The organism is Spirillospora sp. NPDC047279, assembly GCF_040643285.1.
Lineage (GTDB): Bacteria > Actinomycetota > Actinomycetes > Streptosporangiales > Streptosporangiaceae > Spirillospora.
Genome location: NZ_JBEYUA010000003.1, coordinates 16208 through 31359, shown reverse-complemented (window position 1 = coordinate 31359; position 15152 = coordinate 16208). Strand labels below are relative to the sequence as shown.

Annotated in this window: 12 protein-coding genes; 3 read left to right on the top strand and 9 right to left on the bottom strand. The window is 72.4% G+C overall.

The genetic code is table 11. The features are described 5' to 3' along the window. Window positions 1-207: 207 nt before the first annotated feature. The 3 genes from ABZ810_RS07335 to ahcY (ABZ810_RS07325) all read right to left on the bottom strand — a co-directional run bounded on the left by ABZ810_RS07335 (window position 208) and on the right by ahcY (ABZ810_RS07325) (window position 3711). Window positions 208-789, bottom strand: coding sequence for a hypothetical protein (locus ABZ810_RS07335; RefSeq protein WP_358400408.1), 582 nt, complete (start codon window positions 787-789; stop codon window positions 208-210). Continuing rightward, entirely contained in the window at window positions 789-2045 is a 1257-nt protein-coding gene (gene ahcY, locus ABZ810_RS07330) for an adenosylhomocysteinase (protein ID WP_358400405.1), read from the bottom strand. The genes ABZ810_RS07335 and ahcY (ABZ810_RS07330) overlap by 1 nt, the downstream gene beginning before the upstream one ends. A gap of 235 nt (window positions 2046-2280) precedes the next feature. Then, window positions 2281-3711, bottom strand: coding sequence for an adenosylhomocysteinase (gene ahcY / locus ABZ810_RS07325; RefSeq protein ID WP_358400403.1), 1431 nt, complete (start codon window positions 3709-3711; stop codon window positions 2281-2283). Window positions 3712-3879: 168 nt separating this feature from the next. On the opposite strand from ahcY (ABZ810_RS07325), the gene ABZ810_RS07320 reads away from it, so the two are divergent. Both ABZ810_RS07320 and ABZ810_RS07315 read left to right on the top strand, forming a co-directional pair. After that, entirely contained in the window at window positions 3880-4218 is a 339-nt protein-coding gene (locus ABZ810_RS07320) for a MerR family transcriptional regulator (RefSeq protein ID WP_358400400.1), read from the top strand. 100 nt (window positions 4219-4318) lie between these two features. After that, window positions 4319-4471 (top strand): hypothetical protein, encoded by a 153-nt coding sequence (locus ABZ810_RS07315; protein WP_358400397.1) that lies wholly within the window; start codon window positions 4319-4321, stop codon window positions 4469-4471. A 69-nt stretch (window positions 4472-4540) separates the two neighbouring features. On the opposite strand, the gene ABZ810_RS07310 is transcribed toward ABZ810_RS07315, so the two are convergent. Beyond that, complete coding sequence (locus tag ABZ810_RS07310; protein ID WP_358400394.1) at window positions 4541-7321, bottom strand: LuxR family transcriptional regulator; 2781 nt, start codon at window positions 7319-7321, stop codon at window positions 4541-4543. 202 nt (window positions 7322-7523) lie between these two features. Between ABZ810_RS07310 and ABZ810_RS07305 the strand changes: the two genes are divergently transcribed. Then, window positions 7524-9050, top strand: a complete 1527-nt coding sequence (locus tag ABZ810_RS07305; protein ID WP_358400391.1) for a helix-turn-helix domain-containing protein — start codon at window positions 7524-7526, stop codon at window positions 9048-9050. Here ABZ810_RS07305 and ABZ810_RS07300 read toward each other — a convergent pair. From ABZ810_RS07300 to ABZ810_RS07280, 5 genes are all read right to left on the bottom strand, one after another. Beyond that, window positions 8975-9883: an alpha/beta hydrolase gene (locus ABZ810_RS07300; protein WP_358400388.1), complete on the bottom strand. Its 909-nt coding sequence runs from the start codon at window positions 9881-9883 to the stop codon at window positions 8975-8977. The genes ABZ810_RS07305 and ABZ810_RS07300 overlap by 76 nt on opposite strands. A gap of 179 nt (window positions 9884-10062) precedes the next feature. Next, on the bottom strand, window positions 10063-10734 hold the full coding sequence (locus ABZ810_RS07295) for a response regulator transcription factor (protein WP_358400385.1): 672 nt from the start codon (window positions 10732-10734) through the stop codon (window positions 10063-10065). 21 nt (window positions 10735-10755) lie between these two features. After that, a complete protein-coding gene (locus ABZ810_RS07290; protein ID WP_358400382.1) occupies window positions 10756-12135 on the bottom strand; it encodes a sensor histidine kinase in 1380 nt (459 codons plus the stop codon). 809 nt (window positions 12136-12944) lie between these two features. Further along, window positions 12945-14018 carry a cation diffusion facilitator family transporter gene (locus ABZ810_RS07285; RefSeq protein WP_358400379.1) on the bottom strand — a complete coding sequence of 358 codons (1074 nt, stop codon included), beginning with the start codon at window positions 14016-14018 and terminating at the stop codon, window positions 12945-12947. Next, entirely contained in the window at window positions 14019-15143 is a 1125-nt protein-coding gene (locus tag ABZ810_RS07280; RefSeq protein ID WP_358400377.1) for a bifunctional phosphoglucose/phosphomannose isomerase, read from the bottom strand. Window positions 15144-15152: the final 9 nt, after the last annotated feature.

The window sequence follows — 15152 nt, the reverse complement described above, 5'->3', positions numbered from 1 at the left end:
CATGAGCGGGTTTTCCACAGGAAGTCCACGAGCGCTCGCGGGTGTCGTCACGATGACCTCTGCCGCGGCCTTTGACAATGGCCCGCGGTATCCGCCCGATGACCCGGATGTCTCCGTGTTTCGGCAGGTCAACGGCGTTCGGACGGGCCCGCGTTCAGTCGGAATCAAAGGGTGACTGAAATTTCAGCGCCGTCCATCGAAGAGCCCTCAGGCGAGGGTGGGCGGGGTCGTCAGGTCGGTCAGTTCGATGCCGGGGGCGTCCAGGACGAGGTCGCCGGCGAGGTGCACCATGGTGACCTCGCCGGTCGCCAGGTCGGTCACCTCGTACCGTTCGACCGGCAGCGGCTCGGTCTCGGTCTCGTGCGTCTCGACGCCCGCCAGCCGCCACCGCCACAGCTCGGTCAGCGCCGACAGCGCGGGCCCGCCGAGCCGGACGAGGCGTACGTCGGTCTGCTCCCCCACCTGGAGCCGTGCGAAGCGCGCCACCGCGACGAGGAACCCCGGCGACTCGCCGACGAAGCCGGCCGCGCGTTCGCCGTGCTCGGTGGCGGTCTCGGCGCCCGTCGCCGCCCTGACCCAGTCGAGGTCGTGGCCGGTCACGCCGCCCCTGATCCACCAGTCGGGCGTCACGAGCTCCATCCGGATCTGCCGCCACCGCCCGTCCACGACGAGATCGAGACGGATCCCGTCGGACCGCTGCCCGACGTACCGCCAGCCGCCCGCGCCCGGCGCGCACTGGAAGGTCTCCTCGACCTGTTCTTCGAGGTGGACGTACGTTCCGCGGGGCATCAGGAGCCCAGGCGCCAGGAGCGGAGGTAGTCCTCCTGCTCGGGCGTGAGCGTGTCGATGCCGATCGCCATGGACGCCAGCTTGAGGCGGGCGACCTCGGTGTCGATCTCCTTGGGCACCTCGTGCACCGCCGGGGCGAGGCCCTCGTGCTCTTTGGCCAGCCAGGCGCAGGTGAGGGCCTGGTCGGCGAACGACATGTCCATGACCGCCGCGGGATGCCCCTCGGCGGCGGCGAGGTTGACCAGGCGGCCCTCGGCCAGCAGCACCAGGCGGCGGCCGTCCTCCATGACGTACTCGTCGGCGTTCGGCCGCACGTTGCGGTGCACCTGGTGGGCCAGTTCCTCCAGCGCGCGGACGTCGATCTCGATGTCGAAGTGGCCGGAGTTGGCGAGGATCGCGCCGTCCTTCATCACCGCGAGGTGCTCGGCGGCGACGACGTCGCGGTTGCCGGTGACGGTGATGAAGACGTCGCCGTGCGGGGCGGCGTGCGCCATCGGCTGGACGGCGAAGCCCTGCAGCGCGGCGTCGAGCGCCTTGACCGGATCGATCTCGGTGACGACGACGCGGGCGCCGAGGCCGCGGGCACGTTCGGCCAGGCCGCGGCCACAGTAGCCGAAGCCGGCGATGACGATCGTCTTGCCGGCGAGCAGGGTGTTGGTGGCGCGGATGATGCCGTCCAGCGTCGACTGGCCGGTGCCGTAGCGGTTGTCGAACATGTGCTTGGTGTCGGTGTCGTTCACCGCGACCATCGGGAACCGCAGCACGCCCTCGCGGGCCATCTGGTGCAGCCGGATCACCCCGGTCGTGGTCTCCTCGCAGCCGCCCTTGACCGTGCCGAGCAGGTCGGTGCGGTCGCTGTGGAGGGTGTTGACCAGGTCGCAGCCGTCGTCGAGCACCAGGTCGGGCTCCGTCTCCAGAGCCTGGTAGATGTGCCGGTAGTAGCCCTCGCGGTCGATGCCCGACCGTGCGAAGACCTGCGCGCCGTACTCCTGGGCGAGCGCGGCGGCGGTGTCGTCCTGCGTGGACAGCGGGTTGGAGGCGGCCAGCGCGACGCTCGCGCCGCCCGCCTGGAGGGTGCGGATGAGGTTGGCGGTCTCGGTCGTGACGTGCATGCACGCCGCGACCTTGAACCCCTCCAGCGGGCGTTCCGCGATGAAGCGTTCCCGGATCTGCCGCAGCACGGGCATGGTCCGGTCGGCCCATTCGATCCGCTTCACGCCCTCGTACGCCAGCGAAGCGTCCGCGATGTCGCTCATCGTCACCCCTCATAAGCGACTGCCGGGCGGATCGAAGCCCGCCCGGCAGTGTCACCTGATCGACCACGCGCCCGGCGCCCGGCGTGCGACCGCGTCCGAAGGCAGTTCCGAGCCTGCGAGGAACTGATCGCGGAGCGAGCCGCCAGGCGAGTCGGGCGCGATGCCGGCGATCGCCGGCGCCGCCCGTTGAAGGAGGGCGCGCCAGCGCCCGACGCCGAGGGCGACGCAATAAGAATCAGTATCGGTAGTGGTCGGGCTTGTACGGGCCCTCGACGTCGACGCCGATGTACTCGGCCTGCTGCTTGGTGAGCGTCGTCAGCTTCACGCCGAGCGCGTCCAGGTGCAGGCGGGCGACCTTCTCGTCCAGGTGCTTGGGCAGCACGTAGACGCCGATCGGGTACTCCTCGGTCTTGGTGAAGAGCTCGATCTGCGCGATCACCTGGTTGGTGAACGAGTTGGACATGACGAACGAGGGGTGGCCGGTGGCGCAGCCCAGGTTCATCAGGCGGCCCTCGGCGAGCACCAGGATGGTGTGGCCGTCGGGGAAGCGCCACTCGTGCACCTGCGGCTTGATCTCGGTCTTGACGACGCCCTCGACGCGGGCCAGGCCGGCCATGTCGATCTCGTTGTCGAAGTGCCCGATGTTGGACACGATCGCCTGGTGCTTCATCCGGGCCATGTGGTCGGCCGTGATGATGTTGAAGTTGCCGGTGGTCGTCACGAAGATGTCGACGGTGCCGACGACGTCGTCCAGCGTCGCGACCTGGAAGCCGTCCATCGCGGCCTGCAGGGCGCAGATCGGGTCGATCTCGGTGACGATCACGCGGGCGCCCTGGCCCTTGAGCGCCTCGGCGCAGCCCTTGCCCACGTCGCCGTAGCCGGCGACGAGCGCGACCTTGCCGCCGATCAGCACGTCGGTGGCGCGGTTGAGGCCGTCGATCACGCTGTGGCGGCAGCCGTACTTGTTGTCGAACTTGGACTTGGTGACCGAGTCGTTGACGTTGATCGCCGGGAACGCCAGCGTGCCGGCCTTGGCCATCTCGTACAGCCGGTGCACGCCGGTCGTGGTCTCCTCGGTCACGCCCTTGATCGCGGCGGCGGCCTCGGTCCAGCGGCCCGGCCGCTCACCGATCGTCCGGCGCAGCGTCTCGAGGATGATGCCCCACTCTTCGGGGTCGCCCTCGTCCGCGGACGGGACGGCGCCCGCCTTCTCGTACTCGGCGCCCTTGTGGACCAGCAGCGTGGCGTCGCCGCCGTCATCGAGGATCATGTTGGGCGGGGTGCCGTCGGGCCAGGACAGCGCCTGGTCGGTGCACCACCAGTACTCGTCCAGCGTCTCGCCCTTCCAGGCGAACACCGGCACGCCCTTGGGCTCCTCGACGGTGCCGTCCCGGCCCACCACGACCGCCGCGGCGGCGTGGTCCTGGGTGGAGAAGATGTTGCACGACACCCACCGGACGTCGGCCCCGAGCTCCACCAGGGTCTCGATCAGCACGGCGGTCTGGATCGTCATGTGCAGCGAGCCCATGATCTTGGCGCCGCGCAACGGCTTGGCCTCGGCGTACTCCTCGCGTACGGCCATGAGACCGGGCATCTCGTGCTCGGCGAGCCGGATCTCCCGGCGTCCGAAGTCGGCCAACGACAGATCGGCGACCTTGTAGTCCATGCTTTCGTTGCTCCTTGCGTCCGCGTGTGATCGGCGGTGTTGATCGGGGATCGACGGTGGATCAGTGCCGACCGCGCCCGTGGGTCTGCCCGCGAGTCTAGGCGCGCCCCGAAGCCCAAAGCACGCCTGAGGGCGACTTTCTAACACTAATTTGTCAGAATTGCCCCCATGCGCATCACGGAGGCCGCCCGGCGGCTCGGCACCTCGCCCCGCATGCTCCGCTACCGCGAGGCCCTGGGCCTGCTGCCGCCGACCCGCGAGCAGAGCGGCCACCGCCGCTTCGGCGACACCGAGCTCCGCGCCGTGGCCCTCGCCCTGACACTGGAGAAACGCTACGACGTGGGCCCCGCCGAACTGGCCTTCGGCCTCCGCGTCCTCGCGGAGCCCGAGGTCCAGGCCCGGGTACGCGAACTGGGCGAACGTATAGGCCGCCTCTCCGCACCGCCCACCCGAGCCCTCGACTTCGAAAAGGAAAAGGCCCTCCGCCTCCTCCACCGCCGCCCCTGACCCCCGCTCGACCTCCGGCACCCAGGCATCCGGGCATCTGGGCATCTGGGCATCCGGGCTCGCCGCGAGTCGGCGACACGAACGCCGGGCAAGCCGTGGCATGGACGAGCGCCTGATCTCCGCCCTGCACGATGTCGCCATGACCGGCCGTGTCCGGCGCCTTCGCTACGAGCACGCGGAAAGCCTGAGCGTCCAGCAGGCCCAGCGCGACCTGACCACCCCCACCACCCTGACCAGCCCTTACCAACGCTGACGAGGCGTCGCTCTCGCCAGGCGGTGGACGTGGAGCCGCTGAGCGAGTGCCCTTCGCGCAGGGAGCCGGTCAGCGGACCAGTTTGGCCAGTTCCACTCGGGAGCGGATGCCCAGGCGGGTGAAGACGTTCCGGAGGTGGTGGTCGACGGTACGGGGGCTGATGACGAGGCGGCTCGCGATCTCCTTGTTGGTGGCGCCGTCGGCGACCAGGCGGGCTATGCGGAGTTGCTGGGCGGTGAGGGCTTCCAGGTCGGCGTCGGCGATGTCGGGGGTGAGGGTGTCGCCGGCGGCTCGGAGTTCGGTGCGGGCTCGTTCGGCCCAGCGGTGGGCGCCGACCTGTTCGAAGAGCTCCAGGGCGGTGCGCAGGTGCTCGCGGGCGTCTCGCGGTCTGCGGTCGCGGCGGAGGCGCTGGCCGTAGAGGAGTTCGGTACGGGCCAGCTCGTGCGGGGAGTCGCCTTCGCGGAACATGCGGAGGGCTTCGTCGAAGTGGGCTCCGGCGGCGTTCTCGTCCTCGGTGAGGAGGGCGCGGCAACGTTCGGTGAGGGCCTCGCCGGCGGGGTTGGAGGAGCCGGCGACCCAGTGTTCGTAGAACGTGAAGGCGCGGGCGGCGGCGCGGCGGCGGCCGCAGCGGACGGCGGCCTCGACGAAGTGCGGGATGGCGACCGTGCGCACGATGATGTGCGCCGTCCCTCCGCCGGTGAGGCGTTTGAGGCGGGCGGCGGCGTCGGCGGGGCTGTCCTCGGCGAGGGCCAGGAAGCCGTGGGCCCAGGTCGCGTAGGCCGCCGCCCGGTTCAGGCCGCGGCCGCCCACGACGGTGCCCATCTCGTGCAGGCGCTGGAGGCAGGTCTCGGTGTCGCCGAGGAACGCCGCCAGCAGCGCCAGGGTGGCCAGCAGTTCGGCCTCCCGGTTGCGCTGCCCGGTGGCGCGTGCCGCACACGCCCCCTCCCACGCGACGGCCACGGCCACCGGATAGCGGCCGAGTGCCATCTCGCAGCGGGCGAGCATGGTGAGGGCACTCGGGCTGAGGGGCGCGGCGCCGTGCTGGCGCGCGCCGGTCACCGCGAGGGTCGCCAGCGCCCGCGCGCGGTGGTGACGGCCGTGCGCCAGCGCCGCGGCGCTCGCCCAGATCAGCGCGGCGCAGTCGTCGACGGTGTCGGCCAGTCGCAGGACTTCGTCCAGCCGGACGGCGGCCTCCCGGGGGCGCCCCTGGAGCGTCTTGCCCATACCGCTGAGATGGGCGAGCGCCAGGCGGTGCTCGGCGCCCCGGGGGGCGGGCAGGCTCGCGGCCTGCTCCGCGGCGAGGACGTGGGAATGGTGGTCCCCGGCCATGTCGGCGGCCTCCCCCGCGTTCACCAGTGCCCTGGCGGCGGCTTCCGGGTCGGCGGCGCGGAGTTGCCTGGCCGCCCGCATCAGCAGGTCGACGGCCGTCGCGGGCAGGCCGTCCGCCAGTTCGATCTCGCCCTGGAGGAGGTCGGCGCGGCCCACCCGCTCGGTGGTGTCGGCGTAGGCGCGGACCCGCCTGAGCAGGGCGCGGGCACGTCTGGGACGTCCCGCGGTCCACGCGTCGGAGGCGGCGGCGAGGAGCCGGTCGGACCTGAGGCCCGGCTCGGTCGTCAGCTCGGCGGCCCGTTCCCAGACCCGGCTGGAATCGGCGAACGTGCCCGCCGTACGGGCCGCCGCCGCCAGTTCGCCGGCCAGCCGTTCGTCCGGTTCGAGGGCGAGCGCGGCGCGGTGGAGGCTGCGCTGGTGCCGGTGCCGGTCCTGGTCGAGAACGCGGGCGAGCAGCGCGTGGGCGGACCGCCGTTCGGCGAGCGGGGCGTCGGCGTACAGGCACGACCGGACGAGCGGGCTCGGCGGCTCGGCGATGTTGCCCTCGATCCTGACCAGGCCCGCGTTGCGCGCCATCTCCAGGGCCCCGAGCGCGATCCCTTCGGCGGTGGCGGCACGGGCGATCGTGCCGAGCTCCAGGCGTTCGCCCGCCGCGACGAGCATCGCCAGCCGCCGCGCGCCGGGCGGCAGGCGGCGGCGCCTGCGCCGGTAGTAGACGCGCAGCGTGCTCTCGCCCGGGAGCTCGCGGGGCGGCGGAGCGTCGCCGGACAGCTGCGCGGGCATCAGCCCGGCGACCAGGTCGACCAGGGCGCGCGGGCAGCCTCCGGCGAGTTCGGCCAGCTCCTCGGCGAGGCCCTCGTCCAGAACGCCGGGACCGCCGGTCAGGTCGGCGAGGACGCGCAGGCTCGCGGCCTCCTCCAGCGGCCCGACGGCCAGGCGGGGAATGGCGTCGAGCGGCTGGCGGCCGGCGATGACGGGCGGGTCGTCACGGACCGTGAACACCATCACGATCGGGTCGGCCGCCATCCGGCGGGCGGCGAAGGCGAGCGCCTCCAGCGAGACGCGGTCCATCCAGTGGACGTCGTCGATCCAGCAGAGCAGGGGGCCGGCGCGGGCCGCCTCGGCGAGCAGGGCGTGGACGGCGGCGGGCAGCGCCGTGCCCACCTCGGCGGGGTCGGCGCCGTTCGCCAGCGCGGTCGTCAGCGTCCGCGCCTGCGCGGCGGGCAGGCGGCTCAGCAGGTTCGGGAGCCGGCCGAACGGCCGGACCAGGGGCCGGACGAGCCCGTGCAGGCCGGCGAACGGGACGGACGCCTCGTGCCGGACGCCGCGCGTGCCGAGGGTCAGGACGTCGGGGCCGGCCCTGCGCACGGTCTCGGCGAGCAGCGTGGTGCGTCCCATTCCGGGACCCGAGGCGATGGTCAGGGCTCCGCCGTCACCGGCGCGGGCCTGGACGAGCATCCCTCCGAGCGCGTCCAGTTCGTCGTCACGGCCGTGGATCGGGAGCGGGCTTCGAGGTCCCATGGCGCACCCTCCTGTGGGCCCACACCTCAACACGGCGGGCGGAACGGGTCCAGAGCGGCGTTCGGAAACGGGGACCCAGCGCAATCAGAGGGCCGCGCCGTTGTGAACGAGCACAATCGGACCGTCCGCGAAGGGGGCGGGGTGGCCCCGGAAAACGAGTGATGACACCATGAGCGCGCCCCTGCGTGGAGGTGACGGGCAGATGGCCACGACCGAACCGGCCGACGGCACGATCATGCGAATGGCCGCCGCGCGGCTCACCGACCATCTCCCCCAGCTGGCCGACCGGCTGTTCAGCGAGATCCACGGCGGCGACGGCGGGCACCGTACCTGGGTCCGGGACGACGACCTGCGCGAGGTGTGCGAGGTCGGGCTCGGCCACGGCCTGGAGACGATCCTGCACCCCACCGGCGGGCGCGCCGACCTGCGGTGGGCCGAACGCCTCGGCCGCAGGCGCGCCGAGCAGGGGCAGCCGCTCGACCAGCTGCTGCGCTCGTACCGCCTGGCCGGACGGATCTTCTGGGAGGGCATCGTCGAGGTCGTCGACAGGGAGGACCCCGCGGCGGTGGCGATGCTCCTGCAACAGACCAGCCGGACGTGGGAGGCCATCGACCAGCAGTCGCGCGCCGCCGCCGACTCCTACCACCGCACCGAGTCCCTGATGCGGCAGCGCGACGCCGCCCGGACCCGGACGATCCTGGACGCGCTCCTGTCGGGACGCGGCGTGGACGGGGGGCTGCTCGCCACCGCGTCGTCCGTGCTGGGGCTCCCCCTCCAGGGGCGGTACGCGGTCGCCGTCCTCAGCCGTCCGGCCCACCCGCCCGCGCACAGCGGCACGATGCGGCTCATCTGGCGGACCACCGCCGACGCGCAGATCGCGCTCGTGGCGCTCGGCGCCGCGGGGCTCGACGACCTGGTCGCGGTGCTGCGGCCGCACGTGCGGGACCGCGCGGGGGTGAGCATCGTCGTGGGGTCGCTCGCCGAGATCGGCGCCGCCCACCGGCTCGCCCGGACGGCCCTGCGCACCACTCCCTCCTCCGGCTCCGACGGGTCGGCGCGCGGCGAGATCGCCGTCCTCGGGCAGCGGCTGCCGAGCGCGCTGCTGGTCTCCGAGCCGCGCCTGGCCGAACGGCTGGAACGCACCGTCCTGGGCGGCCTGGACGCGGTGAAGCCGGGGCATCGCGACGTCCTGCTCGCGACCCTCGGCGCCTGGCTCGACTGCGACGGCGCCGCCGGGCGGGCCGCCCGGGTGCTCTACTGCCACCCCAACACGGTGCTCACGCGGCTGCGGCGGCTCGAGCAGCTCACCGGCCGGTCGCTGAGCCGCCCGCGCGATCTGGTGGAGCTCACGCTGGCCCTGCACGCCCAGCGCCTCACCGACGGCGACGACGAAGGCGGCGACCGCACGATGCGGCCGCCGCCGGAACAGGCGAACGTCCAGGGCGGTCCCCCGGCATACGCATCCGGGAACGCATCCGGGAACGCGCACGGGAGCGCGCACGGGAGCGCTCCTGGGGCCGCGCACGGAAACTCCCCGGGAAGCGTTCAGGGGAACGCGCCGGGGGCCGTTCATGGGAATGCCGCGGGGGCCGTACAGGGAAACGCCCCGGGTGACGTTCAGGCGAACGCACCCGGGGACGTCCCTGCGGGCGGTCAGCCCAGCGGGCAGGTCTCCTGGAACTCGGAGATCGTCGACTCACTCGGGATGGGGCAGAGGAACTGGTCGTAGCGGGTGTCGTTGTCCACGAACCGCTTCAGCCACGACAGGCTGTACTTCGCGATGGTGGTGTTGCTGGTGTTCGGCGCGAAGTGCGAGGCGCCCCGGAGCTCGATGTAGGCCTTGTCGGGGGCGGACGACAGCGAGCGGTAGAACGGCTCGGAGTGCGAGCTGACCGAGGCGACCGAGTCGTTCTGGGCACCGATGATCATCGTGGGCACGCGGACGGTCGACCAGGTCTTGGTCAGGTTCCACGGGGTGAGCGGGATGGCCGCCTTGAGGGTGGGCATGTCCCGGGCGAGCTCCAGCGTTCCGCCGCCGCCCATCGAGTGGCCCATGGCCGCGAGCCGGGAGGTGTCGATCCGGCTGCGGACCGAGCTGCGCTCGGTCAGGTACTCCAGCGCGTCGGCCATCTGGTCGCCCCGGCTGCCGGGCTGGTCGAACCGGGTCAGGGTGTCGATGGTGAAGATGACGAAGCCCTGCGAGGCCAGGCGCGGTCCGTACCAGGCCATGCTGCTCTGGTCCGCGGTGTATCCGGGCGAGATGACGACGGCGCCGAACGTGCCCTCGGAGGTGCTGGTCGGGTAGTAGATGGTGCCGCCGCCGAAGCCCGTGACGCTGAGCGAGGAGACGCTGGTCTGTGAGGTGGCGAAGGAGCCGCGGGAGGCCTCGATGCTCGACCTCGTGGGGGCGGGACCGCGCTCGTAGGGGTTCTCGGCCGCCGCGGCGGCGCTGAGCCGGGCGGTGCTGACGGGGGACTCGGCCACGGCCACGGCCGAGACCGCCGCCGCGGTGGTGCCGGTGATGGCGACCGCCGCGGCGGTCAAGGCGAGCCGTGCACGCATGCTCGAACGGCGTGGCGGGGTGGTGGGGAAACGCACGTCGATGCACTCCTGAGTTGGGGGAAACCAGTCAGATCCGGGTGGTTTCTGCCGGTTTCGGCGGATATCGACGTCCGCAATTCTTGGTTCCCAGCGTCCGCCGCGCATCGGCGAAATCACCGGTCTCCTGCCGTCCGGGTGGGTCAGGTGCCGTTGGCGCCGGGGACGACCAGGCCCGACTCGTAGGCGAGCATCACGGCCTGGGCCCGGTCGCGGAGGCCGAGCTTGGTGAAGACGCGCGCCACATGGGTCTTGACCGTGTGCTCGCTCACCACCAGCCGCGCGGCGATCTCACCGTTCGACAGGCCGCCCGCGATCAGCACCAGCACCTCGGTCTCGCGGGCCGTCAGCGTGGACAGCGCCTCCGGCGCCTGCGGCCGGTTGCGGCGCTGCTGCGTGAACTCGCGGATGAGGCGGCCGGTGACCTGGGGCGCGAGCAGCGAGTCGCCGCGCGCCACCACCCGTACGGCCGAGACCAGCTCGTCGGCGGTCGCGTCCTTCAGCAGGAACCCGCTGGCGCCCACCGACAGCGCCTCGTAGACGTACTCGTCCACGTCGAACGTCGTCAGCACCAGGACCCGCACGCCGTCGGCGCCGGGCCGGGCGAGGATGCGGCGGGTCGCCTCGATGCCGTCCATGCCGGGCATCCGGATGTCCATGACCACGACGTCCGGACGGTCCGTGGCCGCCATCCGCACGGCCTCGCGGCCGTCGCCGGCCTCGCCGACCACCGAGATGTCGGGCTGGGCGTCCAGCAGGGCGGCGAACCCCGCGCGCACGATCGTCTGGTCGTCGACGATCATCACCTTGATCATCGTGCCGGCTCCAGGCGAGGGTCAGCGGTGGGCGGGAGGTGCCTCAGAACCGGGATCACGGGTCGGGTTCCCTTCCCTCGACAGCGGGAGCTCGGCCTCCACCAGGAAACCGCCCGCTACTGCCGGTCCCGCGGTGAAACGTCCGCCCAGCATGGTCGCACGTTCCCGCATGCCCACGAGACCGTGTCCGCCACCGGAGTCCGCGGAGGGCGCGGACTGGAGACGAGTCTCCCCGGTATGACGCGCGTTCGGGCCTCCAGGTTCCCCGCCGTCATCGCGCGTGGTGGACGGGTCACGGCTGAACACCATCGTCGGCGCGTCGCCGCCGTCGTCGCGGACCCGGACCGCGAGCCGGTCGGGCAGATAGGTCAGGTCCACGTGCACCTCCGCGCCGGGCGCGTGCCGCCGCGCGTTCGTCAGGGCCTCCTGGACGATGCGGTACGCCGACAGCTCGACCGTCGTCGACAACGCCCGGGGATCGCCGTGGACCTCCAGGTCCACCCGGCCGCCCGCGCCGCGATGCTGGTCGATCAGGTCCGGCAGGCGATCCAGCCGGGGCTGCGGCGCCGTCTGCGACTCCGGCTCCGGCTTGGCGTCGGCGCGCAGCACGCTGAGCAGCCGGCGCATCTCGACCAGCGCGTCCCGGGCGGTCTTGGCGATCTCGGTGTAGCCCGCGCGGGCCTCCGGCGACAGGTCGTCCATCGTGTACGGGGCGGTCTCGGCCTGAACGGCGATCATCGAGACCGAGTGCGCGACCACGTCGTGCAGTTCCCTGGCGATGCGGGCCCGCTCGCGCATGACCGCCTGCTCCCGCTGGACGGCGGTCAGCCGGGTCAGCGTCTCGTTGTTGCGCTCCTCGGCCGCCGCCTCCGTACGGCCCGCCGACTCGACCGCACGGCGGGCGTCACCGAGGCCGATCGCCGCCAGCACCGCGACGACCGGCGCGGGCCAGGGGATCTCGTCCAGCGTGGTGGTGGCGAAGTAGACCACCGCGACCGTGACCAGGCTGCCCACCGCGAGCGCCCCCGCGGACTGCCGGGGCAGCTGCCGGCCCAGCGCGTACAGCGTGTAGAGCGCGGCGAACGTGGTGGTGATCAGCAGCCCCTGCCCCGTCAGCAGGCTGGCCGCGAACGCCCCGAGCGCCACCGCCGCCACCGGGCGCAGGTACTCCTGCCGCCAGACCAGCGGCAGCGTGGCGGCCACCGCGAACCCGCCCGCCACGCTCAGCGGCGACTCGCTGCGCGGCGCGAGCTCGGCCAGCGCGGCGATGGTCAGCGCGAGCCCGGTGAGCGGCGCGAAGTACCAGGACGCGGTGAACTCGGCCCAGGCGTTGATCCACCGAGGCAACGGCGCCGTCCGCGTCGCCGAGCCGGGCAGCACCGCCGTCCCGTCAGGCGCCACCCCATGCGGCGCCCCTCCCGGAGGCGCCATCCCGGGTGCCATGCCCGGAGGCGCCGTGCCAGGTGCCATGCCAGGTGCCATGCCAGGTGCCATGCCAGGTGCCATGCCAGGCGCCATGCCCGGAGGCGCCATCCCGGGCGCCGCGCCCGGATGCGTCACGCCGGGCTCCGCGCCGGGACGGCGGCCAGAACCGTACAGCTTGGCGGCGAGCGCACGGCCCAGCGGCCGCAGCAGCCGCCCGACCCCGGTGATGATCCACAGAAGCAGTTGGCCCAGACCTGCGACGACGCGTCCGGACAGCCGCCAGGCATGGTGGGCGAGCGCCGGGCCGAAATCGGCGGGCGGAGGTGTGTGGCCACGCGCGCGGGGCGGGGCTTTGTCGGGACGGTCGTCGCTGGTCACCTATCAATACTGTCCCTTTCACCCCGATGCTCACCTCACCGTGCGGTGTTATGCCTCAGGGGCGGGTCCCCCTAGAGGACGACACCATTTCCCTCCTTTTGGGGGACGTACGGATGAGGTGGGCGAACGTAATGTTCTAAGCGTGACCAACGCGGCGGCCCCGCTGACCTAGGGGGTTCGGCGGAGCTGCCGCCAGGTCGCGCCAGAACCGTCCGGCTTCAGGGGTCCGGGCGGGGAGCATGGGAAGGCGCCCTCGCCGTCCGTCCGTGCCGGTCTTGCCTGGGCTGGGGTCGACCGGCCGCCCGGCCGGCCGGCGAGGGAAACGCCTCCCGTGTGACCATCCTCACGGTCTTACGCAGAAAGACGTCTACCCGCCACGAGATGGGCGGGTAGACGTCTTTCTGATGTCAGGAGGAGGCGGGGGTCTCCGGCTTGCTGTCGGCCTCCGTGGCGCCGGGGTCAGTGGCCTCGGGGTCAGTGGCCTCGGGGTCAGTGGCCTCGGACTCGGGGGCCTCGGACTCGGGGGTCTCCGCGGCGGGAGTGGGGCTCTTGGGCTGCGCCTCGTCCAGGGCGGGCTCGAGGTAGATCAGCCGCGCCTCCGGGAACTGGGCGCGGATCTTGCCTTCGGCGGCGTCGATGCCGCGGGCCACCTCGGCGGCGGTGTCGTCGTGGTGAACGGCGATCTTGGCGGCGATCAGCATCTCTTCCGGGCCGACGTACTGCGTCCGGATGTGGATCACGCGGTCGACCTCTTCGACCGACTCGAGCGCCTCGACGATCTGCTCTTCCGCCTCCGGGCCGGCGCCCTCACCGATCAGCAGGCTCTTGGTCTCGATCGCCAGGATGATCGCGATGGTGGCCAGCAGGATGCCGATCGCGATGGTGCCGACGCCGTCCCAGACGAGGTCGCCGGTCACGACGGCCATGGTGACGCCGCCCAGGGCGAGGATCAGGCCGACGAGTGCGCCCAGGTCCTCCAGAAGGATCACCGGCAGCTCGGGCGCCTTGGCACGGCGGATGAACTGCCACCAGCCCTGCTCGCCGCGGACGGCGTTGGACTCCTGGATCGCCGTGCGGAACGAGAAGGACTCCATGATGATCGCGACGATCAGCACGCCGAACGCCCAGGCCGCGGACTCCATCTTCTCGTCCGGGTGGTCGAGCGCGTGGCTGATCTTGTGATAGCCCTCGTACAGCGAGAAGACCGCGCCGATGGTGAACAGCACGACGGCGACGACGAACGCGTAGAAGTACCGCTCCCGGCCGTACCCGAACGGGTGCTGCGGCGTGCGCGCCCGCTTGGCGCGCTTGCCGCCCAGAAGCAGCAGCCCCTGGTTGCCGGAGTCGGCGACCGAGTGGATGCCCTCGGCCAGCATCGACGACGAACCGGTGAAGGCGAACGCCACGAACTTGGCGGTCGCGATACCCAGGTTGGCGACCAATGCGGCGACGATCGCCTTGGTACCGCCCTCTGCACTCATCTACGCAATCCTCGCCTTGAGCTCTTGGATGGCCGTCACGGGCGTGGGGTCCACACCCAGGGCGATGGCCAAATAAACGGTCACATAGTCCCCAAGCGCGATCAGCGTAGCGATCCTTTGCAGCGGATGTTCACCCTCCGCGGTGATCTCGGTGACGGCGACCCCCCTGGCACGGGCGAGCTCGACCGACACCTCACGGCGTTTGGCCACCTGCGGATGCTCCTCAAGGTCCCGGAGAACCAGCAGGTGGAGGCCATGATCGGTGTCGTCGGTGCGATCACGGAAGAAGTCGTCCGGGTCCGCGGCCTTCTGAGCGAAGAACCCGTCGAACGCCACGACCTGGTTGTGGTCCGCCTCGGGCAGCTCTCCGTGAATGCCCGGATACTTGGCGTTCTCGTTGAGCTGGCAGCAGAAGCGGTAGGCGGCCGTACCCGCCAGCGGTGAGGTGCCCCACACCATCGGGACGTCGCCCGCGAGCTCCAGCGCGATGCGCTTGGCCGGGTTGACGAACGGCTCGCTCGCGGGCCGGCAGCGGTGCGCGACGTCCTCCAGGAGGGTCGCGGTGGACTCCACGACCTCGTCGGAGACCTCCACCAGCCCGAGCGCGCGGGCGGCGAGGATCAGCGGCACGGTCAGCGCCCAGACCGTCGCGCGCGGCTGGCCCACCGACCGGACCGGGACGAACAGCGCCCGGGTCTGCGCGGCCATCTCCGCGAGCGGCGAATCGGGGCCGCCCACGAAGAGCAGCCGGGCACCGCGCCGCGCGGCCTCGCCGGCGACGGCGAGCGTCTCCTCCGTTCCGCCGGAGCAGGACACCGCGATCACCAGGTCGGCGGCGCCCACCCAGCCGGGCAGCCGGTAGCCGCGCACGGTCACGATCGGGACCGGGCAGCCCAGCCCGCACACCGCGGCGAGCACGTCGCCGGAGATGCCCGAGCCGCCCATGCCGGTGACCACGATCGCGCGCGGGCGCCCGTCCTCGGCGAGGCGGTCGACGCCCGCCTCGACGGTCGCCCGGTGCGCCTCGCGGATCTGCGCCGCGGCGGACGCGACCTGGCGCAACATCCCGCCCGGGTCGGCCGCCTCGATGGCGGCCGGATCGTCCAGCGCGACCGTGTCGGTCACAGCGCCCCC